Below are 21245 nucleotides of genomic sequence, written 5' to 3' on the forward strand. Positions count from 1 at the left end.
CCGAGTTTTTTTACCCGCAATAGCCTGAAGCGCTTGATCGCAGAGGCGCTTGATTATCTAATCAGTACCCTAAGCGCTACGGGTTTGGCACTACAACACAGGAATCAACGCATGAAGAAGCTACGTGTGGGCATCATTTTTGGCGGTAAATCCGCTGAGCACGAGGTCTCGTTACAATCGGCCAAGAATATTATTGATGCCATTGATAAAGCCAAGTTTGATGTGACGCTGCTTGGTATCGACAAGCAAGGGGCGTGGCATATCAACGACGCGTCAAACTACCTGCTGAATGCCGAGAACCCCGCGCTGATCGCCTTGAACCGCTCAAACAAAAGCGTTGCTCTGATCCCTGGTCAAACACAGCAGCAAGTGATCGAAAGCCAGAATGCTCATGCCCTTACCCAGTTGGATGTTATTTTTCCCATCGTACACGGCACGCTGGGAGAAGATGGCTCACTGCAAGGCTTGCTGAGAATGGCCAATATACCGTTTGTAGGCAGCAGCGTACTGGGCTCAGCGGTCAGCATGGATAAAGATGTCACCAAACGCCTACTGCGTGATGCAGGCTTGCTGGTGGCACCGTTTGTGACCCTGAATCGCGCCAATCGCCAGCATCACAGCTTTGCCAGCGTCAGTACTGCGCTTGGGCTGCCGCTGTTTATCAAACCGGCCAATCAGGGTTCGTCTGTCGGCGTGAGCAAGGTACGCAACGAAGCAGAATTTCAGCAGGCGGTTGAGCTGGCTTTCCAGTTCGATCATAAGGTGCTGGTGGAAGCGGCGATTGTTGGCAGAGAAATCGAGTGCGCGGTGCTGGGCAACGATCACCCGAAAGCCAGCGTCTGTGGCGAAATTGTGCTGAGCGACGAGTTTTACTCTTACGATACCAAATACATCAACGAACAAGGTGCGCTGGTGCGAGCGCCAGCGGATCTTACACCTGACATTAACGAAAAAATCCAACGCATTGCCTTGCAGGCCTTCCAGGCGCTGGAATGTCAGGGCATGGCGCGTGTCGATATCTTCCTCACGCCGGATAATGAAGTGATTATCAATGAAGTCAATACGCTGCCCGGCTTCACCAATATCAGCATGTATCCAAAACTGTGGCAGGCCAGCGGCCTAAGCTATACCGATCTCATCACGGCATTGATCGAGTTGGCATTAGAACGGCAGGAGAACGATCGCGCGCTGGCAAGTTCAGTTCGCTAATTCAACACACCGTTTCGTGTTATCGCCAGGCTGTGGACGTATTCATTCACAGCCTGGTTGCAGTGTGATGTTATTTTCCTCAGCATCAGGAAAAGGGCATTGTGCATGCCTCGGTTACATCGCATCTCCATCCAAATGATATTCCGTTCTCAATGATCCAGCGATGGTTGTAAGGGCATATCCCCGTCGATTATCTTCAACAGGAATCGTTTTATCCATATCATATTTAATTTCATCCATGACATCGATATTGATAATGCCTCGTTCTAACAGCGTTTTTTTCACTTCACTGTGGTTATTCAAAAAAAAGCAACTGTAATCCATTAACTCATCAGAGCCGTAATTATCAGCAATTTTAGTCTGTTTATATTCATCTAAAAACCTGCTTTTATTTTCTTTAACATAATCATAGACAATTTTTTCATAATTATCGATTAAAGGCTGTGAATTATGCTCCAGTCTATAAAGCGCATCCCAACTCTTAACCGACACAGTGGTTATTTCCACATTATCGATTAAAAATATATATTTATTCTCATCGCCATTGATTTCAGCAACACGCGTGGTAAACAAATGTCTGTCATCAGGATCCGCCATATGCCTTAACTGTTCAAAATGATAAAACGCATTTTTCCCGCTATTATCATGATTGCGGCCATCACCATGAATAAGATTATAAAAGGTATTAACAACATCGCTTTTTTTGCACTTTCTGAACAAATCACAAAATTTGTCCCACACGTTTAAATGGGTCGCTTTATCCTTTTCATTATGCTTGATTAAATTTGCATAATTTTTAGTACTTAATCGTTGTTCGCCCAGCAGATTAACAGCCATTTCACACCTTTAAATAAGATTCTGAAGTTTTTTCTATTTTGTGTTTTTTTATCGAAAAAACTACTAACAATCGGCTTTATGTGAAAGGGGATATTTTGATAATGAATGGATAAGTAAAGTGGAGCGCAACCTGCTGCGCTCCACTTTTCGTGATAATGCCTTCAGGCATTATCAATCGTACGGAATATCACTTACAGGCCATCTTTGCCGTATTGCAACGAACGCGGGCCATACAGCACACCGCGCGGCGTGCCCGCAGAGAGCAGGCGCACGCTGGTGATACCGGCAATGTCGTGCCCTTTGTCAGACACCGTACTGGCAATCTGTTCTATTGCCGCCTGCACTAAGGCGCCAAGGATGCCATTAGAGTTGGACTGCTGCTCGCTGCTGGACGCCGTGGCAACACCGTTCCAAATCTGTTTGCCGGTTTTCAAATCCACCAGCTTGGCTTCCGCCGTGACACGCGTTTCGCTGCTGAGCACCATGTACTTGGAGCCGTAATCTTTAACATCCAAATAGAGCGCAGCATCAGCCCCGAAAATCTGGCGCAGCTTATCGATGCTCACCGCGTGAATATCCTGCGCCGTGGTCATGCCGTTTTGCTTGAAGGTTTCATCCACTACCGCTACCGGCAACACATAATACCCTGCTTCCGCCAACGGGTAGGTCACCTGCGTCAACATGCTGGGACTCGCTTTGATATCCGGGGAATGGTTGAGCGGTGGCAGTACCAGAATGGATTTCGGCCGACTTTGCTTAAACGCGGTGTAATCATACGGTGTCGGCTTGGCACAGCCGGTCAGGACCAAAGCGCATGCCAGCCCAAGAAATCCCAACAAACGGTTCATTTGGCCGCTCCTTTATTTTTGCTCAACAGAAAATCCATGTACGGCGCAGACTCTGGAAATTGCGCTTTTTCCGTTTCAAACTGTTGACGGGCTTCCGTGCCCCGCCCGGTATTGGCGTAGAGTAAGCCAAGCTGAGCGTGTAAGCCGGGCGGAACCGGTTTATTTTTCGCTTTGGCTTTTTCAAGCGCCAGATTCAGCGCGGTGATCTGTTCTTCAGGGCTGGTTTTATCCTGTTGATAATATTGATACAGCGTCGGTTGATAATTATCCCAGCTATAAATCGTTTTGGGTTCTGTGGCACAACCTGCCAGTACCGCTGCCGCCAGCAGCAGTACGCCTTTTTTTCCATAAGACATACGTAGCAATCCCTATGCTGTTAGTTGCTCGGGCGCCATGCGCCGCTCTCAATACCGGATACCAGGTTGTTCACCGCTTCACGAATAGCAAGATCTAACACTTTGCCATTCAGGGTGGAGTCGTAGCTTGCCGTGCCGCCAAAGCCGATAATTTCACGGTTAGAGAGCGTGTATTCACCCGCACCTTGTACCGAGTAAACCACTTCCGACGTTTGCACATTAACCACGTTCAACGTGGTTTTGGCGTAGGCAACCTGCGTTTTTCCGCGACCGAGAATGCCCCACAGTTGGTGATCGCCCACTTCCTTGCGCCCGAATTCGGTTACATCACCCGTGATGACATAGCTCGCGCCTTTGAGTTTTTGCTGCTGGCCTTTGATACCTGCTTCTGCCTTGATCTCTTCCATGTTGGTACGATCCAACACATTGAAGCGACCGGTCTGCTGAAGGTGGCTCACCAGAATGGTTTTTGATTGATTTCCCAGACGGTCAACGCCATCAGAGAAAATGCCGTTCATGTAGTTCGAGCGGTTTTCAAATTTTCCGACAGATATCGGGCTACGAACGCCCTGATATGCCGTTTGGTAGGAGGTAACTTTAGGGGTCTCAACGCTGCGTGAAGACTCTGTTGCACATCCACTTAACAATGCCGCGGATACCAATAGAGAACCCAGAATGATTTTTTTGTTCATAGACCAATCCCTTATCAATATTCTTTTGTGATCTTTACCGACTATTTCCGTGGGAATTACATAAATCACGAGTAAATTCATTATGTTAAATGTAATTAATTCGCCCTATTACAATATGATGAATGTAAAGACCTGTCACTAGCTGTTTTTCTTAATTTTAATAACAAAAAACGCCAAAACCACAACAACACCAAGGTTATCGTTTATAATTCCGTCATTTACTGGCACATTATGCTGAAAAATCGATGTTGCTCTACGTAAAACACAGCAACGTAACTCACTGAGACAACACAGTATTTTGTTTTTATTCCCTACAATGCTTCTCCCTCATTAACCCTCTATTTACATGTCCTACATCAAGATTACAGACAGAGGGAGCCAGTAGGATGAAAGACAGTAAATGGGGGGAAGTTGTATTTTTTCTTGTGTTTTCTCCTGCAAGTACGAGACCCGTGCCAACCCCTTCCAAACCGCTTTCTGGGTGACCAGACAAAAAATCGAACGTTAACAATCAGAGAGTAACGCCTCGCCGATGATCTTTCCTCATCCGGCGCGGGAAATGTACGCGGCAAACAGGCTGCGGGACGTTTGTCGTCACCACTCTGGGTTCTTTTTTATCGGCTAGATGTGTCAGGGAGAGGTTATGAATCGCTTTGTTATTGCTAACGCTCAAGATTGCATGGGCTGTAAAGCCTGTGAAATCGCCTGTGTCATTTCACACAACGACAACCAGTATCCTGCAAGTGCGGACGCGTTTTTACCCCGCATCAAGGCCTTCAATACGCCGGAGCTGCGCTCTGCGGTAACCTGCCGCCACTGTGAAGATGCCCCCTGTGCCAGCGTATGCCCTACGCAGGCGCTGGTGCGTAAAGACAACAGCATCCAACTGTTAAAAGATAAATGCATCGGTTGTAAAACCTGTGTGCTTGCCTGCCCGTTTGGCGCGATGTCGATGGTTGCAGAACCCACCAGCCCGGCCTCGCTCGCGCATAAATGCGACCTGTGTATCGGCCGCCCAGAAGGTCAGGCGTGCGTGGCGGCCTGCCCGACGCAAGCGCTCACGCTGGTGAGCGAACAGACGCTGGAGGCGAAGCGAAAAGCCAAGCAACAGGCGATGGCACAGCGTTCTGCCACCACCTGGCAGCGCGCCACGCCGATCATGCCGACCAAAAGCGCCAATCCACTCAAACAGCGCCAAAACTGGCCGCGCGTAGAGGCGAAGAAAAAGCCCATTGAGCTGCGCAAAACCACGTTTGACGAAATTTATCACGGTTTCTCCGCCGAGCAGACGCAAGATCAGGCGAGCCGCTGCCTCTCCTGCGGCAATCATTCCATTTGTGAATGGACCTGCCCACTGCACAACAGTATTCCGCACTGGATCAGCCTGGCGAAGCAGGGCCGCATTCTGGAAGCGGTAGAGCTTTCACACCAAACCAGCAGCCTGCCGGAGATCTGCGGTCGCGTATGCCCGCAGGATCGTTTGTGCGAAGGTGCCTGTACGCTGGGTAAAGAATTCGGCGCGGTTACCGTCGGCAATATCGAGCGTTACATCACGGACAGCGCCATGGCGATGGGATGGAAGCCGGATATGAGCGGCGTTACGCCGACCGGCAAACGCGCAGCGATCATCGGTGCCGGGCCCGCCGGTTTAGCCTGTGCGGACGTGCTGGCACGCAATGGCGTTGAGGTTACCGTGTTCGATCGCCATCCAGAGATTGGCGGCCTGCTCACCTTCGGTATTCCTCCCTTCAAGTTGGACAAAAAAGTGCTGACCCATCGCCGCCACCTGTTTAGCGAAATGGGCATTCACTTCCAACTCAATACCGAAGTCGGGAAAGATATCGCGCTGTCGCACATCATGGAGGAATACGAAACCCTGTTCCTCGGCGTCGGCACCTACCGTTCGATGAAAGCGGGTCTGGAAAATGAAGATGCGCCCGGCGTTTACGATGCCTTGCCGTTCCTGATTGCCAACACCAAACGGGTTATGGGCCTGCCCGATCTGGAAGAAGAGCCCTATATTTCGATGGAAGGAAAGCGTGTGGTGGTGCTCGGCGGTGGTGACACGGCCATGGACTGCCTGCGAACCTCACTGCGTCAGGGAGCGGAATCAGTAACGTGCGCCTATCGCCGCGATGAATCCAACATGCCGGGCTCGAAAAAAGAGGTGAAGAACTCACGCGAAGAGGGCGCGGAATTTATGTTTAACGTTCAGCCGCAAAAGATTTGTCTGGATGAGCAAGGCAACGTCTGCGGCATCAGCCTGGTCAGAACGGAGATGGGCGAGGCCGATGCCAGCGGCCGCCGTCGGCCCCGCGTGATCCCCGGTTCCGAATTTGTCCAACCCGCCGAGGCCGTCATCACGGCGTTTGGCTTCCAGCCGCACAGCATGCCGTGGCTCGAAGAGGCCAAGGTGAGGCTGGATGATTGGGGTCACATCAACGCGCCGGCGCGCGGCAATGGCCGACGTCCGTGTCAGACCAACCATCCACGCATTTTTGCCGGTGGCGATGCCGTACGCGGCGCGGATTTAGTGGTTACCGCAATTGCCGATGGGCGCAAAGCCGCCATCAGCATGCTCGACCAGATGGGGTTACAAAGCACCATCGCTTCCTTACCGGCGGTCTCGCTGGCTTCTCAGTTCAACTCGTCGCGCGAGGAAACGCTTCAATGAACGCTTTTGTGATTGCCGATGCCAGTAAATGTATTGGCTGCCGCACCTGTGAAATCGCCTGTGCCGTCGCCCATGCGGGCGGCGCCGATGCCACCATCGACAAAGCGCGTTTCTTCCCGCGCCTGAAGGTGATCAAAGGCGCACAGGTGAGCGTGCCGGTATTGTGCCGCCAGTGCGAAAACGCCCCCTGCGCCAGCGTGTGCCCTCATGATGCGCTGGTGCGCCACCACGACAGCATTCAGGTCATTCAATCCCGTTGCATTGGCTGTAAAAGTTGCGTTATTGCTTGTCCTTTTGGTGCGATTGACGTGGTGCTGACCTCACAACAAGGCATGGCGGCAAAAAGCGAGGTGCACAAGTGCGATCTCTGCGTCGATGTTGCCGCTTCCCCCTCGTGCGTGCGGGTGTGTCCGACATCCGCACTGACCCTGGTGAACAACAGTGAGCTGCAACAGCGGAGTTTCAAAAAGCAACAACAGGCGGCGCGTGATAACGCGGATATTCGCCTGTTGTAAGACAGAAACGATGATACCGTTGAGGGTCAATAGCCCAAACTTATGGGTATTTTTACTTTTGTTCATATAATAGTCTGTTAATATGCATATAATTTGTATTTTATCGGGGTGAATCGGAGAACACTCATCCCTTGGTGACTATCACGGAGTGAAGCATGACCTGCCATTTTGTCAGGTGGACCGGCACGGAGGCATTACCCGATCTACAACGCTTGCCCGATGCACTGATCGCCGCTGCGCAGGAGCTCCCTGCCAGGCGGCGCGAACGTTACTTAAAAAGTCGAGCACTGCTGGCCGAGATGATGTTCTATTTTTTCGGCTACCCGGTATTACCCGCAATAACGCTTTCGCCTGATGAGCGTCCTCATTTTATCGACCCCCATCTTCCCGATTTCAGTGTGGCCTATGCGGGCAATACGCTGGCGATATTGCTGAGCGAAGAGGGGAAAGTGGGGATTGATATCGAGATTGTTCATTTGCGCCCCGCCCATGTCACGTCGATCCCTACGCAGACGCCAGCAGAAACCGCCTGGATCAATGCCCAAAGCGATCCGCTAGAAGCCGCCACGCAGCTCTGCACCCTTCGACAAGCCATCACCAAGTTATCGGATCCTGAGTTCAGCCATGGCGATAACCTGCGGCTGCACCCCGCCTCCGGTCGATTACGCTCAACCTACTTCCCCTCACTGGAAGCCATCAGTGATATCGATGGCTATCTGGCTTGGGCCTGTGCGCGAATTCCGACCATAAACCATTTAATGACCTGGCGTTATCAGGGTAACGGCGTGATGGATAAAACCGGTGAGATAATCCAGCAGCAACGGCAATCGCGCAGTTACATCAAGCTTATCAGCCACGTTGCAGAGAAGGTCCCTTCGGTTTGACATAAAAAAAGCCCCGCTAGCGGGGCTTTTTTTCACTGACGGCGCGGGTGATTAATGCGCGTCGATAAAGATAAACTTCAGCAGGAACAGCGCCGCAACCACCACCACACAAGGGCTGATTTCACGCCAGCGCCCGGTTGCCGCCTTCATCACCACATAGGAGATAAAGCCCAGGGCAATCCCTTCGGTGATGGAGAAGCTGAACGGCATCATCACCGCAGTAATGAACGCAGGCACCGCTTCGGTAAGATCGTCCCATTTCACGCGCGCCAGGCTCGAGGTCATCAACACCCCAACATAAATCAGCGCACCTGCCGCCGCATAAGCGGGCACCATGCTGGCCAACGGTGAGAGGAAAATCACCAGCAGGAACAGAATACCGACCACAACCGCTGTCAGTCCGGTGCGCCCGCCAACCGAGACACCGGAAGAGCTTTCGATATACGCGGTGACGGAGGAGGTGCCAATCAACGAACCGGCCACCGAGCTGATGCTATCAACGTAAAGCGCCTGCTTCATCCGAGGGAATTTACCGCGTGCATCGACTAACCCGGCTTTATCCGTCACACCAATCAGGGTGCCGGAGGAATCAAACAGGTTTACCAGCATAAAGGAGAAGATCACGCCAGAAAGCGCCAAATTCAGTGACCCCGACAGATCCACCTGACCGACAACGGACGTGACGCTCGGCGGCATGGAAAACACGCCAGAAAATTTCACGTCACCCAGCAACAGGCCAATGACCGTGGTCACCACGATAGAGATCAGCACAGCGGCGTGAATGTTACGTGAGGCCAGCACCGCAATGATAAAGAACCCCAGCGCGCCCAGCAGAACGCTGTGAGACGTCAGGTTGCCGATGGTCACCAGCGTTTCCGGGTTGGCAACAATGATGCCAGCGTTTTTCAGGCCCATCATACCGATAAACAAACCGATACCGCTGGCAATGCCTAAACGCAAACTGATCGGGATGTTAGCAATCATCCAGTAGCGAATCTGGAAAATGGTCAGTATCAGAAAGCCGACCGCGCCCCAGAAGATGGCGCCCATCGCGATCTGCCAGGAAATCCCCATGGCACCGACGACGACGAACGCGAAAAAGGCATTCAGCCCCATGGCGGGCGCCAATGCAACCGGCAGGTTAGCCACCAGCCCCATCAAAATACTACCAAACGCAGCAATCAGACAGGTGGTCACAAACACCGCTTGGGTATCCATGCCCGCGACACCCAGAATCTGCGGGTTTACGAAAACGATGTATACCATGGTAAGAAAGGTCGTGAACCCAGCAATCGTTTCCGTACGCGCCGTAGTGCCATGTTGGCGCAGTTTGAATACGCGCTCCAATAAGCCTTGCTCTCCCGCAAGCTCAGGTTGTGATGTTTTCATTATCAACGTTCCAGATAAGGAATTATGGTCGGTGGGTATCCTATAACAAAATGTGCAGAGATTAACGCCGTTAGCCGGTTTTTTTTCTCGCTATAAGCAAACGTTATCGCGACCGATCCTCGCCACGGTATCGGGTCCTCTTTTTTCCGCAAACACGCGAGAAAAACAGCGAACCAGCCATAACGATCCGCCTTCAGAACAAAAAATGAATCCCAAGTGAAAAACAGGGTTTTATCGTGTTTATGCCCGGTAAGGCCAAAATACTGGCGCAGTGGGGTAAAGTAGTGGGCGAACCACACGCGTTACCAATAAGGAACCCCATGTCTTCGATTGACTGTGTTTTTTTCGATTGTGATGGCACGCTGGTCGACAGCGAAGTGATTTGTTGCCAGGCCTATGTGAACATTTTTATTCCGTATGGCTTACAGTTGTCGCTGGAAGAGGTCATCAAGACCTACAAAGGCGTCAAGCTCTACGACATTATCGACAGAGTGAGTGCACAACATGGCCTGACAGTGGTGCCTGAAACGCTGGAAAAACACTTCCGTGCAGAGATCGCCCGGCTGTTTGAAGAATCGCTGCAACCTATTGACGGTATTCCAGAACTGCTTGCCGCGATTACTGTGCCAATGGGCGTGGTGTCGAACGGCCCGGTCAGCAAAATGCACCACTCGCTCGGGTTAACCGGTCTGCGAGAGCACTTCGCCGATCGTCTGTATAGCGGTTACGATTTGAAAAAATGGAAGCCCGATCCCGCCGTTATTTATCACGCCGCTCAGCAGATGCAGGTCAATCTGGCAAACTGTCTGCTCGTGGAAGATTCGTTTTCAGGCGTGGAAGCGGGTATCGCCGCAGGCATTCCGGTGTACTACTACTGCGCCGACCCGCACAATCCGCCCATCGATCACCCGCTGGTGACCACCTTCCACAACGTGCGTGACTTACCGCAGCTGTGGCGCGAAAAAGGCTGGAACATCACCGCCTGACGGCGTTAGGCCGCGCTAGGCTGGGCGCGGCCGCCAGCGCCACCAAAACCGACGTTTTGGCGCGTCAACCCGTGCATGCACCGCATAGCGCTGGCTGACGCGATGTGCCAACAGCTCCAACGCCAGACAGATAATAAAGTAAACCAGCGCCACAAACAGGAACACTTCGGTGGGGTAAACCATACTGCGGTTGTTAACCTGGGTGGCCAGAAACGTCAATTCCCCCACGCCCACGATATAGGCCAGCGAGGTATCCTTGATTAAGGAAATCCACTGGTTGATAAACGATGGCACCATCATGCGTAGCGCCTGGGGCAACACGATAAACCAGAGTACGCGCCAGCGGCTAAAACCCAACGACAGCCCAGCCTGCCACTGCCCCTGACTGATGGCAACAATCCCCGCCTTGACGCCATGCGCCAGATAGGCTGCGCCAATAAACGCCAGAGCGCACACCACGGTGGTGATTTCAGGAATATCGACACCAAACACAATAGGCAGCAGGAAGTAAGTCCAAAAAATCAGCATGATCACCGGGATGGCGCGGAAAAAACCCAGCACCAGCGCCAACAGCGCGCCCAGCCAGCCACGCGACATCGCCAGCGCCACCCCCAGCACCGTGCCCAAAACCGCAGAAACGATACCGGCCAATGCGCTGATGACGAGCGTCAATGCGGCCCCTCCGAGTGGGCCATCAGGAAAAGTGCCCCACAGCAGATAGCTGAGGTTATCGCTGATAATCGTAAAATCCATGTTAGTGCCCTCGCGCCAATTGACGTTGCTGCCGCCACATGCCCCAGCCTTCGATCAGCGCAATGATAGCGATATACAACACCGTCGCCACGCCGAACGCCTGAAAGGTGCGCAAGGTTTCGGTCTCTACCTGACGTGAGGCGTAAGAGAGTTCAGCTACGCCAATCGCCATCGTTAAAGAGGAATTCTTGATGATATTCATGTATTGCCCCAGCAGCGGTGGCATAGCAATTTTCAGCGCCTGAGGCAGCACGACATAACGCATGGCTTGCCAGGGCGTCAGCCCCAATGCCAGCGATGCGTGTTTTTGTCCACGCGCGACCCCGCCTATTCCTGCCCGAATCTCTTCGGCAATAAACGCGCTAGAATAGAGCGTCAGGCCAATCAATCCAGCAAGAAACTCGAAAGAGGGCCAACTTAAAACCTGACCGGCAATGGTCACATCATGGGGTGAATTCAGCCATTGCAACAGTGCACCCGGCAGCAACTGCGCCGCACCGAAATACCAAAAGAACAACTGTACCAGCAACGGCGTATTGCGAAACAAAGCACTGTAAGCGATTACCGGCCAGCGCAAGAGGTTACGTTGGCTATCTCTTGCCGCGGCAAGCACCATTCCCAGCAACGTTGATAGCACAACCACACACAGTGAAAGCCACAGTGTCAGCAAAAAACCGTGCCACAACCATGACAGATAACGAGGTGCCAGCAGCCAGTTTTCCAAAAAAGAAGCAACGCTTTCAGTCAATGTCATACCCTGTTTGCGGTAGTAAAAACGCTTTGTTGCAGAAACGACAATGCCCTCTGTTCAACAGAGGGCAGAATGAGGTGTCACCTGATCACGTTAGCACGTGAGGGCGGATAAGAGCATCAGGCTTTCGGTTGTTTATCCAACGGCGCAAAGGTGAAATCACCACGCGGTTGAGCAGATTTTGTGGTCGGCCCAAACCAACGATCGTAGGTCTGTTTCGCTTCACCGGTTTTTTCCAGTTGCAGCAGCGTTTCATCCACCTTCTGAGTCAGGCGATCTTCGCCTTTAGGTACGCCCACTCCTTGGTATTCCTTGGTGATGCTAAACGGAGAGATTTCAAACTCCGCTTTTTGTGCATCTGGCACGTTAGCCAGTAAGCCAACCAGCTTGGCATCATCCTGAGTGATGGCCTGGACGTTACCATTACGCAAGGCAGCGAAAGCAAGCGGTGTGTCGTCATAAGAGATGACTTTTGCCGTTGGGTAATGTTCACGCAGCGTGATCTCTTGCACAGTGCCTTTATCAGCACCAATCCGCAGCGCTTTAATGTCTTCCGGCGTTTTCAGTACGCCTTTACGCGCGATAAATTTCTGCCCAGTGGCGAAGTAGGGAATACTGAAATTCACCTGCTTGGCGCGCTCATCGGTAATGGTGAAATTGGCGGCGATCAAATCGACTTTCTGCGAGGTCAGTAACGGAATACGGTTAGCCGGGTTGGTGGCGCGCAGTTCGACTTTCACACCCAGCGCTTTGCCGATGGCTTCCGCGATATCCACATCATAGCCCACCAGCTTTTTGGTTTGCGGATCGACAAAACCAAACGGCGGGTTGCTGTCAAACACCGCAATTTTTACTACGCCCGCTTTCTGGATATCATCCAGCTTGTCCGCCTGAGCGACACCGGAAACAGAAATCAAACCCGCCAGTAACGTTAATGCAACAACTTGTTTTTTCACCATTTCCCTTATCACCCTTATACGTTTTGTTAGTCAGCAAGCTAACAGTCCGCGCGGCAATCAGGAAATAATAAAAATGGATAATATTATAATCTTATGTCACATAGCCGAGTTTCAGACTCAGGGAAGGCGTTTTAGGAAAGATAAAACTTGGGTGGCGGAGGGAGAAGCCGGACGATTCGTCCGGCCAGCGGGTTTAGAACCTGTATTGCACACCGACGGTGGTAATAAAATAGTCGTTCTCGATACCGCTGAGGTTCTCGCCTCTGTCGATAGCGTCGTCACCGTAGTCATTAACGTTTGCACTGTCTTTCTCTTCATGAAAATTTCCCGGCCCGGTGCCTGCTATCGCAGAGGATAAGAAAAGGACAAAAACCAAATACTTCAATTGCATTACACGATTCTCTTTCTTTTGAACAAGCGATTCAAGGCGATCGACGTAGAGTAAATATTACTTTTTTTAAGAGGAGTGCTTGCTTAAAAATTGCTGATAAGCGGTAATGATTTCAACATTAAAAAGCATTCCCTTGCCATATCGCACGCCTCCCAACCAAGGCTGCGCATTATACTTAAAAATATGTCCAATTCTCGCAAACCAAAACATTGTTTATATTTCGTTTAAATTAACAACAATAGAATTTCCAGAAAATACAGCAACTATAAAGGAATGAAAATGCCTCTAAGCCACGAAAAAACAACCAAAATAGCATCAATATTACTTTGTATATCAAGCGTGACAGGATGCGATTATCTGGAAAAAGACCAGCTTGAAACACAAAATACTAAAAAAACCGGGACCGTTCTTGAAACGAATATAGAAGATGACATTGTCATCCCAGTCATGATAAACAACAAGAAATTAAATTTTCTCGTTGATACTGGCTCCAGCGTAACCGTTATTGATGAAAAAATAGCGAATTCGATAACACGCCCCTTACTTTCATCAGAAATCCCACAGAATTATCGCCAGGAATTTTCAAACGTCACGACGGTTTCTGGACGGTTGGAGGGCCATCAATTCACCCTGTTGAAACCGACCGCCTTTACTGTAGGCACAAAAGAGATCAATGACAGCGACATATGGGTTTCACTCGATTTGTCGCTGGTGACGCAATCGATGGGAACAAAGATAGACGGCATCATCGGTATTGATACGTTTAGGCGGTTTAATTGGAAAGTCGATAATGACAAAAAAAAGGTTATTATTTCCGACACGCTCCCCTCCGCATCGGATTATCAGGCGTGCACCGGCTATGATGACAGTTACAACCGGATGCCACAACTCTGGTTTAAATATAAAAATAATGATGTGGCCTTTCGCATGGATACCGGTGCCGATCATAGCTTCGTTTCCAATGAATTCATCAATTATGTCAAAGAGAACAAGCTATCACTTGAATTATTGTCTAGCAATGAACCGATGGCCGAAGCGGGTGGCTTAGTAAAAAGCACCCAATATATCTTACAGGACTTTATCTTTAATGGGTTGCCATTAAATAAGATGGAGTTTTCCGATAATCAGGAAGGGAAATTTCATGTCGGGATGGATTTCTTGTCTCGGTTTAAACGCTATACGTTTATCCCTTCACGCATGATGTTTTGCTATGACGCTGACTCTATTGAAAAAAACAGCATTCCCCATGAACGCTCCATTGCGATACGTTACATGGATGGAAACATCGAGGTGTTTTACAACAATAACGAAGAAATACAAAAATATGGATTAAAGAATGGCGATAGGATATTAACCATCAACAACACCCGATACTCACCAGAAAAGATAAAAACGGTGAGAAAATTGTTAACTCAGGAGCCAAAAGGGACATTGGCACTGACCATTCAGCGAGAAAATCAGGTGATGGATATTATGCTCTAAACAACGTGTTTAACACTACGCCCCTAACGGGGCGTAGTAGCCAGCAAAAATCACTGAGGCGCAGGTCCGTTTTTCTCTTTTTCCAGCAGTTTTTCCAGCGCGTCACCGCCAATATGACGGAAATCCTGCCCTTTAACGAAGTAGAAAATAAACTCGCAGATATTCTGGCAACGGTCGCCGATGCGTTCGATGGAACGGGCGCAAAACAGCGCGGTCAATACGCTCGGAATGGTGCGTGAGTCTTCCATCATGTGCGTCATCAGCTGGCGCACAATGCCTTCATACTCTTTATCGACCTTTTTATCTTCACGGTAGATACGGATAGCTTCATCCAGATCCATGCGCGCAAAGGCGTCCAGTACATCATGCAGCATTTCTACCGTGTGGCGACCCAACGATTCCAGGCTAACCAGCAAAGGCTGATGCTGGTGTGAATATTTCTCCAACGCAGTGCGACAGATTTTATCCGCGACGTCACCAATGCGCTCCAGCTCAGAAATGGTCTTGATGATTGCCATCACCAGACGCAAATCACTCGCCGTTGGCTGACGCTTGGCGATGATACGCACGCAGGCTTCATCGATGGTCACCTCCATCAAGTTCACCTTGGCATCACCTTCAATCACGCGCTGGGCCAATTCCGCGTCACGGTTGTGCATTGCCGTAATGGCATCCGTCAGTTGCTGCTCGACCAAACCGCCCATGGTCATCACCTGGGTGCGAATGTGCTCAAGCTCAGCGTTGAACTGCCCGGAAATGTGTTTGTTCAGATTCAGATTGTCCATGATGCTTCCTGTAATCAACCATAGCGACCGGTAATGTAGTCTTCGGTCTGTTTCTGTTTGGGCGCGGTAAACAGGGTATCTGTATCGCTAAATTCGATCAGTTCGCCCAGGTACATAAATGCCGTATGATCCGAACAGCGTGCCGCCTGTTGCATGTTGTGGGTGACGATCACCACGGTATAATCTTTCTTCAGCTCGGAAATCAGCTCTTCGATGCGGCCCGTAGAGATAGGGTCCAGCGCCGAACAGGGTTCATCAAGCAGCAACACATCGGGACGGATAGCGATACCGCGCGCAATGCACAAGCGCTGTTGCTGACCACCCGAGAGACTGTATCCGCTCTGGTGCAGCTTATCTTTGGTTTCCTGCCACAGTGCGGCTTTGGTCAATGCCCACTGCACGCGCTCATCCATATCGGCACGGGAAAGCTTTTCGAACAAGCGTACACCAAAGGCAATATTGTCATAAATCGACATCGGGAACGGGGTTGGCTTCTGGAACACCATGCCCACTTTGGCGCGCAGCAGCGCCACATCCTGCCTGTCGGTGAGAATATTGTTGCCATCCAGCAAAATATCCCCTTCCGCACGCTGCTCCGGATACAGCTGATACATTTTGTTCAGCGTACGCAACAGTGTGGATTTGCCGCAGCCAGACGGGCCGATAAACGCGGTCACCTGATTGGTGGCAATATCCAGCGTAATATCTTTCAGCGCATGGAATTTTCCGTAATAGAAATTCAGATTGCGCACCTGGATTTTATAGTTGGATGTCTCGGTAGCCATACTCATTAAGACTTCTCTCTTTTAACTGGCGCATCGTCCGACACGCCGTTGAATCCATTAATGTTTCTTCTTCGCGAACAGGATACGCGCCACAATGTTCAGCAACAGCACGCACAGCGTAATCAGCAGCACCCCCGCCCAGGCCAACTGTTGCCACTCCACAAACGGACTCATCGCGAATTTGAAGATGGTGACCGGCAAGTTGGCGATCGGGTGCATCATGTCGGTGTTCCAGAACTGGTTGGACAGCGACGTAAACAGCAGCGGTGCGGTCTCCCCGGCGATGCGGGCAATGGCCAGCAGCACGCCGGTGATAATGCCGGAAACAGAGGCTTTCAGCGTGATGGCCGAAATCATTTTCCACTTCGGCGTTCCCAACGCATAGGCCGCTTCACGCAGGCTGTCGGGGACCAGTTTCAGCATGTTCTCCGTGGTACGAATCACGATTGGCACCTGCAACAGCGCCAACGCAATCACCCCCACCCACCCCGAGAAGTGCTGCATCTTGGTCACGACAATCGAGTAGACAAACAGGCCAACCACAATGGAAGGTGCTGACAATAAGATATCGTTAATAAAACGAATCACTTCAGAGATAAAAGATTTACGGCCATATTCCGCCAGGTAGATGCCCGCCATAATGCCGAGCGGTGTACCCAATACGGTGGCCCAGAAAATCAGCAATCCGCTGCCGACAATGGCGTTGGCAAGCCCACCGCCCGCCGTATTGGGAGGTGGCGTCATTTCGGTAAACAGCGCCAGCGACATGCCGTCGATCCCTCTCACCACGGTGGAGAACAGGATCCATACCAGCCAGAACAGGCCAAACGCCATGGTGGTCATAGAAAGGCATAGCGCAATGCGGTTCTTCTGGCGACGCCAGGCCTGCATCTTCTGTCGGGTACGCGCCAGCGTGGCTTCTTGTTCCATTCCTAACGCCGCCATTAGCGTGCCCCCTCATTTTTTGCCAAACGCATAATCATCAACTTAGACAGCGCCAGCACGATAAAGGTAATCACAAACAGGATCAGGCCGAGCTGCATCAATGCCGCCGTGTGCAGGCCAGATTCCGCTTCGGCAAATTCGTTCGCTAACGCGGAGGTAATACTGTTGCCGGGCATAAAGAGAGAGATACTGTCCAACTGGTAGGTATTACCGATAATAAAGGTCACGGCCATGGTTTCGCCCAGAGCACGTCCTAACCCGAGCATGACGCCGCCAATCACCCCATTTTTAGTGAAGGGCAGTACGATGCGCCAAATCACTTCCCACGTCGTGCAACCAATACCGTAAGCAGACTCTTTCATCATTACTGGTGTTTGCTCAAACACGTCACGCATTACGGCGGCAATGTAAGGGATGATCATAATGGCCAGAATCACACCCGCGGCCAGAATACCGATACCAAACGCCGGGCCAGAGAACAACGTTCCCAAAAAAGGAATGCCGGACAGGATATTCCCTACCGGTTGCTGGAAGTATTTGGCAAACAACGGTGCGAAGATAAACAGACCCCACATGCCGTAAACGATACTCGGAATGGCGGCCAATAATTCGATGGCAACGCCCAGCGGACGTTTTAACCAGTTCGGTGCCAGCTCGGTCAGGAACAGGGCGATACCGAAGCTGATAGGGATAGCAATAATCAGGGCAATCAGTGAGGTCACGACGGTGCCGTAAATCGGTACCAACGCACCAAACTGCCCGGCAGGCGCATCCCACTCTTTGGTCCACAAGAATGCCAGACCAAACTTCTCAATGCTCGGCCAGGATGCCACGATCAGGGATACGATGATGCCGCCCAGCAGCAGCAGCGTCAGCAGCGCGGAGGCTCTTACCATCGCGCTAAAGATGACGTCGCCCAGCTTTCCGGGGGCTTTCATGGTTGGCTTATACTCAGCCATAGGGCTCTCTTCTTCAGTGTTATACCCAATCAATTCGGGTATGTTTCATTTGACAGGCAAAGGCGGAGGGGCTTCCCGCCCATCCGCCATAACTTATGTCAGTGCCTTGTTAACCGCACAAGGGCTTGCATAGCGTCAACGCTTATTTGAACAGCGCGTTACCGCTGCTGTCTTTTACGCTGGTTTTCCACGATGCGCGGATCTGCTCAACCACTTCGTTTGGCAGGGTTGCGTAATCCAGCGCGACGGCTTGCTCACCGCCTTTCTTGAACGCCCAGTCAAAGAACTTCAGCACTTCAGCGCCTTGCTCTGGTTTTTCTTGTTTCTGGTGAACCAGAATAAAGGTGGTGGAGGTGATCGGCCATGCGTCAGCACCGTGCTGGTTGGTCAGGTCCTGAGCGAAAGACTTGCTCCAGTCGATGCCCTTGGCAGCGTTACTGAACGTTTGCCCGGTAGGCTGAACCACTTTACCGTCGGCAGAAATCAGCTTGGTGTAAGCCAGGTTATTTTGCTTGGCGTAAGCGTATTCTACGTAACCGATAGAACCCGGCAGACGCTGAACGAACGCGGCAATACCGTCGTTACCTTTACCGCCCAGCCCGGTCGGCCAGTTAACCGTAGAACCGGAACCCACTTTTTCTTTCCATTCCGGGTTTACTTTCGCCAGGTAGCCGGTGAACACGAAAGACGTACCAGAACCGTCAGCACGACGAACAACGGCAATATCCTGATCCGGCAGCTTGGCATTCGGGTTCAGTTTAGTAATAGCCGGGTCATTCCATTTCTTGATTTTACCCAGGTAGATATCGCCCAGCGTCTTGCCATCCAGCGTCAGATCGCCAGATTTAATGCCCGGGACGTTAACGGCCAGAACGATCCCACCGATCACGGTAGGGAACTGGAACAGGCCATCTTCAGCCAGCTTATCATCAGCCAGCGGCGCATCAGATGCACCAAAATCAACGGTTTTTGCTTGAATCTGCTTAACGCCGCCAGAAGAACCAATACCTTGGTAGTTAACTTTATTACCCGTTTCTTTCTGGTAAGAGTCTGCCCATTTGGCGTAGACCGGCGCTGGGAACGTAGCACCTGCACCGGTAAGGTTTACGGCAGCTGAGGCGTTGACCGCCGTCAGAGAGAAGGTTGCCATAACGAGACCGGCAATCGTGGTACGCATCAGTTTCATAATCCCTCCTGTGGGATTTTTTAAAGGTGTCGACCCAGATTCTTTATTGATCAGAGTGTAGTTCGCAGGAGGAAAAATAGGACAATTACATGACAGTAAAATGTATTGAATGTGACAGTTTTATGACATATAAAAAATGTTCAAGGTGAATTGCACTGCACGCGGCATGTTATCTGAATCGGCGCGGCGCCAAGTCAGGCCATTGCACGCAACCAGGCCAACAAATCTGCCTGAAAAGTATCAGGAAATAAAGGAGAGGGTGACAATAAACAGTAACAGGAACCCTCTTCGACAAATCCCAGCGGTGCCGCCAGAACGCCACTGGCAATATCATCTCTGACCAATTGCCAGGGCCCAATGGCAACCCCTAATCCGGCAACGGCAGCCTGTAAACTGAAATAAAAGTGTTCAAACGTTTGCCCATTACTGTCATTAAGTGGGTGTTGGGTTACCGAACTCCACGTTTGCCAGGCGCGTAAGCGCGTGCGGCTGTGTAACCGTGGCGCGGTGGTTCGCAATGACAACCCGTTTTCACCGGGAGAAAACCAGTCAACCACGTTATCAGGCCGGCAAACCGGCCCAACGTTCTCACTGAACAGGTGTTCTGCATGGTAGCCGTCAGGTAACGGGAAATCATCGCGCCGAATCGCCAAATCAATGCCAGCATTAAATGAAAATGCGCCTCCGCCAGCAACCAAATGAATATCCCGATCCGGATGTTTTGCCTGAAACGCGGGCCAACGGGGGATAAGCCAACGCATCAGCAATGTGGGTTCACATGACACCACCCAGCGCCGTTGCTGGCGCGCGCTGGCGCGCAATTCACTGGTGGCACGCTGCATGACCGTCAGCCCTTCATGAACCGCCTGCGCTAGCGTGCGGCCTGCTTGCGTCAGAAAAACCCGGCGACTGCGTCTTTCAAACAGCGCAACCCCTAAATCATCCTCCAGCATACGCACCGCACGACTGATCGCGCCGTGCGTAAGGTGTAACGCCTCGGCTGCGCGCGTGAAGTTCTCAAACCGGGCTGCGGCTTCAAAACAGCGCAACGCTATCAGTGAGGGGAGGCGGGTTTGATTTATATCTAATGGTGAGTCTAACTCACCATTGCTGTCAGAAATCATCGTTAGTTATCCCTATGGGGTTTGCATAGCATATTGATATCTAATTTGATGTTCAAAAGGTTATCTATGATCGAGTATCTCGCAGTATTCACAATAACACTGTTTGCCGTTATCAGCCCAGGGCCTGATTTTGCCATGGTGACACGCAATAGTCTGATGCTGTCGCGCCGGGCGGGAATCTTAACGGCTGTCGGGATCGGTGGCGGTATTCTGGTGCATATGAGCTATACCCTGATAGGCATCGGGTTGATCATTCAGCAATCACTGTGGTTGTTCAATATTATCAAACTGATTGGCGCGGCATACCTTATCTGGCTCGGGGTGAAAATGTTGCGCACCAAACCCACCCGCACCCAGTCCGATACCGGCATCGCCTCCGTTTCCGATGGGGTAGCGCTACGCACCGGCTTTCTCACCAATGTACTAAACCCGAAAACAACGATATTCATCGTCAGCCTGTTTATGCAGGTGGTCAGCCCGCAGACACCGTTGGCGGTACAAATCGGTTACGGCATTTTTATCTCGGTAGCGCACATCTCATGGTTTTGTCTGGTCGCCCTGTTCTTCTCTTCGGGCGCAATACGCGAACGACTGCTCGACGTGCGTCATTGGATTGACAGAACCTTTGGGGGTGTGTTGGTGGGGTTGGGGGTGTTGTTGGCTTTGGCGCGCAGGTAAGATAGCGAGAGTTATCTGCTCAATTCAGACAACGGTCTGGTCTTTTTTATTGAAGTC

At 51.2% G+C, this 21245-nt stretch carries 22 protein-coding genes; 7 read left to right on the forward strand and 15 right to left on the reverse strand.

From position 1 onward, the window contains the following. The first annotated feature begins 111 nt into the window (after window positions 1–111). Window positions 112–1209 (forward strand): D-alanine--D-alanine ligase, encoded by a 1098-nt coding sequence (gene ddlA / locus J5069_RS18605; RefSeq protein ID WP_264645264.1) that lies wholly within the window; start codon window positions 112–114, stop codon window positions 1207–1209. Between the two features lie 114 nt (window positions 1210–1323). Here ddlA and J5069_RS18610 read toward each other — a convergent pair whose 3' ends face one another. From J5069_RS18610 to J5069_RS18625, 4 genes are all read right to left on the reverse strand, one after another. Continuing rightward, complete coding sequence (locus J5069_RS18610; protein ID WP_264645265.1) at window positions 1324–2046, reverse strand: hypothetical protein; 723 nt, start codon at window positions 2044–2046, stop codon at window positions 1324–1326. 191 nt (window positions 2047–2237) lie between these two features. Continuing rightward, window positions 2238–2894: a DUF799 domain-containing protein gene (locus J5069_RS18615; protein WP_264645266.1), complete on the reverse strand. Its 657-nt coding sequence runs from the start codon at window positions 2892–2894 to the stop codon at window positions 2238–2240. Continuing rightward, window positions 2891–3250 carry a DUF4810 domain-containing protein gene (locus J5069_RS18620; protein WP_264645267.1) on the reverse strand — a complete coding sequence of 120 codons (360 nt, stop codon included), beginning with the start codon at window positions 3248–3250 and terminating at the stop codon, window positions 2891–2893. The genes J5069_RS18615 and J5069_RS18620 overlap by 4 nt, the downstream gene beginning before the upstream one ends. A 20-nt stretch (window positions 3251–3270) precedes the next feature. Then, on the reverse strand, window positions 3271–3942 hold the full coding sequence (locus J5069_RS18625; RefSeq protein ID WP_264645268.1) for a CsgG/HfaB family protein: 672 nt from the start codon (window positions 3940–3942) through the stop codon (window positions 3271–3273). Window positions 3943–4585: 643 nt separating this feature from the next. Here J5069_RS18625 and aegA point away from each other — a divergent pair. From aegA to J5069_RS18640, 3 genes are all read left to right on the forward strand, one after another. Then, window positions 4586–6616, forward strand: a complete 2031-nt coding sequence (aegA, locus tag J5069_RS18630) for a formate-dependent uric acid utilization protein AegA (protein WP_264645269.1) — start codon at window positions 4586–4588, stop codon at window positions 6614–6616. Continuing rightward, window positions 6613–7131 (forward strand): 4Fe-4S binding protein, encoded by a 519-nt coding sequence (locus J5069_RS18635; protein WP_264645270.1) that lies wholly within the window; start codon window positions 6613–6615, stop codon window positions 7129–7131. Before aegA ends, J5069_RS18635 begins: the two co-directional genes overlap by 4 nt. A 155-nt stretch (window positions 7132–7286) precedes the next feature. Then, window positions 7287–8015 carry a 4'-phosphopantetheinyl transferase family protein gene (locus tag J5069_RS18640; RefSeq protein WP_264645271.1) on the forward strand — a complete coding sequence of 243 codons (729 nt, stop codon included), beginning with the start codon at window positions 7287–7289 and terminating at the stop codon, window positions 8013–8015. A gap of 51 nt (window positions 8016–8066) precedes the next feature. Here the strand turns inward: J5069_RS18640 and J5069_RS18645 are convergent, their stop codons facing one another. Beyond that, complete coding sequence (locus J5069_RS18645; RefSeq protein ID WP_264645272.1) at window positions 8067–9404, reverse strand: NCS2 family permease; 1338 nt, start codon at window positions 9402–9404, stop codon at window positions 8067–8069. 320 nt (window positions 9405–9724) lie between these two features. Between J5069_RS18645 and yieH the strand changes: the two genes are divergently transcribed. Continuing rightward, entirely contained in the window at window positions 9725–10390 is a 666-nt protein-coding gene (gene yieH / locus J5069_RS18650) for a 6-phosphogluconate phosphatase (RefSeq protein ID WP_264645273.1), read from the forward strand. Between the two features lie 15 nt (window positions 10391–10405). Here the strand turns inward: yieH and J5069_RS18655 are convergent, their stop codons facing one another. The 4 genes from J5069_RS18655 to J5069_RS18670 all read right to left on the reverse strand — a co-directional run bounded on the left by J5069_RS18655 (window position 10406) and on the right by J5069_RS18670 (window position 13244). Next, window positions 10406–11143: an amino acid ABC transporter permease gene (locus tag J5069_RS18655; protein ID WP_264645274.1), complete on the reverse strand. Its 738-nt coding sequence runs from the start codon at window positions 11141–11143 to the stop codon at window positions 10406–10408. Window position 11144: 1 nt separating this feature from the next. Further along, window positions 11145–11897 (reverse strand): amino acid ABC transporter permease, encoded by a 753-nt coding sequence (locus J5069_RS18660; protein WP_264645275.1) that lies wholly within the window; start codon window positions 11895–11897, stop codon window positions 11145–11147. Window positions 11898–12013: 116 nt separating this feature from the next. After that, entirely contained in the window at window positions 12014–12853 is an 840-nt protein-coding gene (locus J5069_RS18665; protein WP_413542257.1) for an ABC transporter substrate-binding protein, read from the reverse strand. Window positions 12854–13046: 193 nt separating this feature from the next. After that, the gene (locus J5069_RS18670) at window positions 13047–13244 is read right to left on the reverse strand and encodes a hypothetical protein (protein ID WP_264645276.1); all 198 of its coding nucleotides are present in this window, start codon (window positions 13242–13244) and stop codon (window positions 13047–13049) included. A gap of 279 nt (window positions 13245–13523) precedes the next feature. On the opposite strand from J5069_RS18670, the gene J5069_RS18675 reads away from it, so the two are divergent. Then, entirely contained in the window at window positions 13524–14726 is a 1203-nt protein-coding gene (locus J5069_RS18675) for an aspartyl protease family protein (RefSeq protein WP_264645277.1), read from the forward strand. A gap of 50 nt (window positions 14727–14776) precedes the next feature. Here J5069_RS18675 and phoU read toward each other — a convergent pair whose 3' ends face one another. The 6 genes from phoU to J5069_RS18705 form a co-directional block, all read right to left on the reverse strand. Then, on the reverse strand, window positions 14777–15511 hold the full coding sequence (phoU, locus tag J5069_RS18680) for a phosphate signaling complex protein PhoU (protein ID WP_195313242.1): 735 nt from the start codon (window positions 15509–15511) through the stop codon (window positions 14777–14779). A 14-nt stretch (window positions 15512–15525) separates the two neighbouring features. Beyond that, window positions 15526–16302, reverse strand: coding sequence for a phosphate ABC transporter ATP-binding protein PstB (gene pstB, locus J5069_RS18685; protein ID WP_264645278.1), 777 nt, complete (start codon window positions 16300–16302; stop codon window positions 15526–15528). 51 nt (window positions 16303–16353) lie between these two features. Further along, complete coding sequence (pstA, locus tag J5069_RS18690) at window positions 16354–17241, reverse strand: phosphate ABC transporter permease PstA (RefSeq protein WP_264645279.1); 888 nt, start codon at window positions 17239–17241, stop codon at window positions 16354–16356. Next, window positions 17241–18200: a phosphate ABC transporter permease PstC gene (pstC, locus tag J5069_RS18695; RefSeq protein ID WP_264645280.1), complete on the reverse strand. Its 960-nt coding sequence runs from the start codon at window positions 18198–18200 to the stop codon at window positions 17241–17243. Before pstC ends, pstA begins: the two co-directional genes overlap by 1 nt. Before the next feature lie 142 nt (window positions 18201–18342). After that, window positions 18343–19386 (reverse strand): phosphate ABC transporter substrate-binding protein PstS, encoded by a 1044-nt coding sequence (pstS, locus tag J5069_RS18700; RefSeq protein WP_264645281.1) that lies wholly within the window; start codon window positions 19384–19386, stop codon window positions 18343–18345. A 194-nt stretch (window positions 19387–19580) separates the two neighbouring features. Next, entirely contained in the window at window positions 19581–20510 is a 930-nt protein-coding gene (locus J5069_RS18705; protein WP_264645282.1) for a LysR family transcriptional regulator, read from the reverse strand. A gap of 66 nt (window positions 20511–20576) precedes the next feature. On the opposite strand from J5069_RS18705, the gene J5069_RS18710 reads away from it, so the two are divergent. Next, entirely contained in the window at window positions 20577–21188 is a 612-nt protein-coding gene (locus tag J5069_RS18710) for a LysE family translocator (protein WP_264645283.1), read from the forward strand. Window positions 21189–21245 lie beyond the last annotated feature (57 nt).

It is taken from the genome of Candidatus Symbiopectobacterium sp. NZEC127 (assembly GCF_025962675.1).
Classification (GTDB): Bacteria; Pseudomonadota; Gammaproteobacteria; order Enterobacterales; family Enterobacteriaceae; genus Symbiopectobacterium.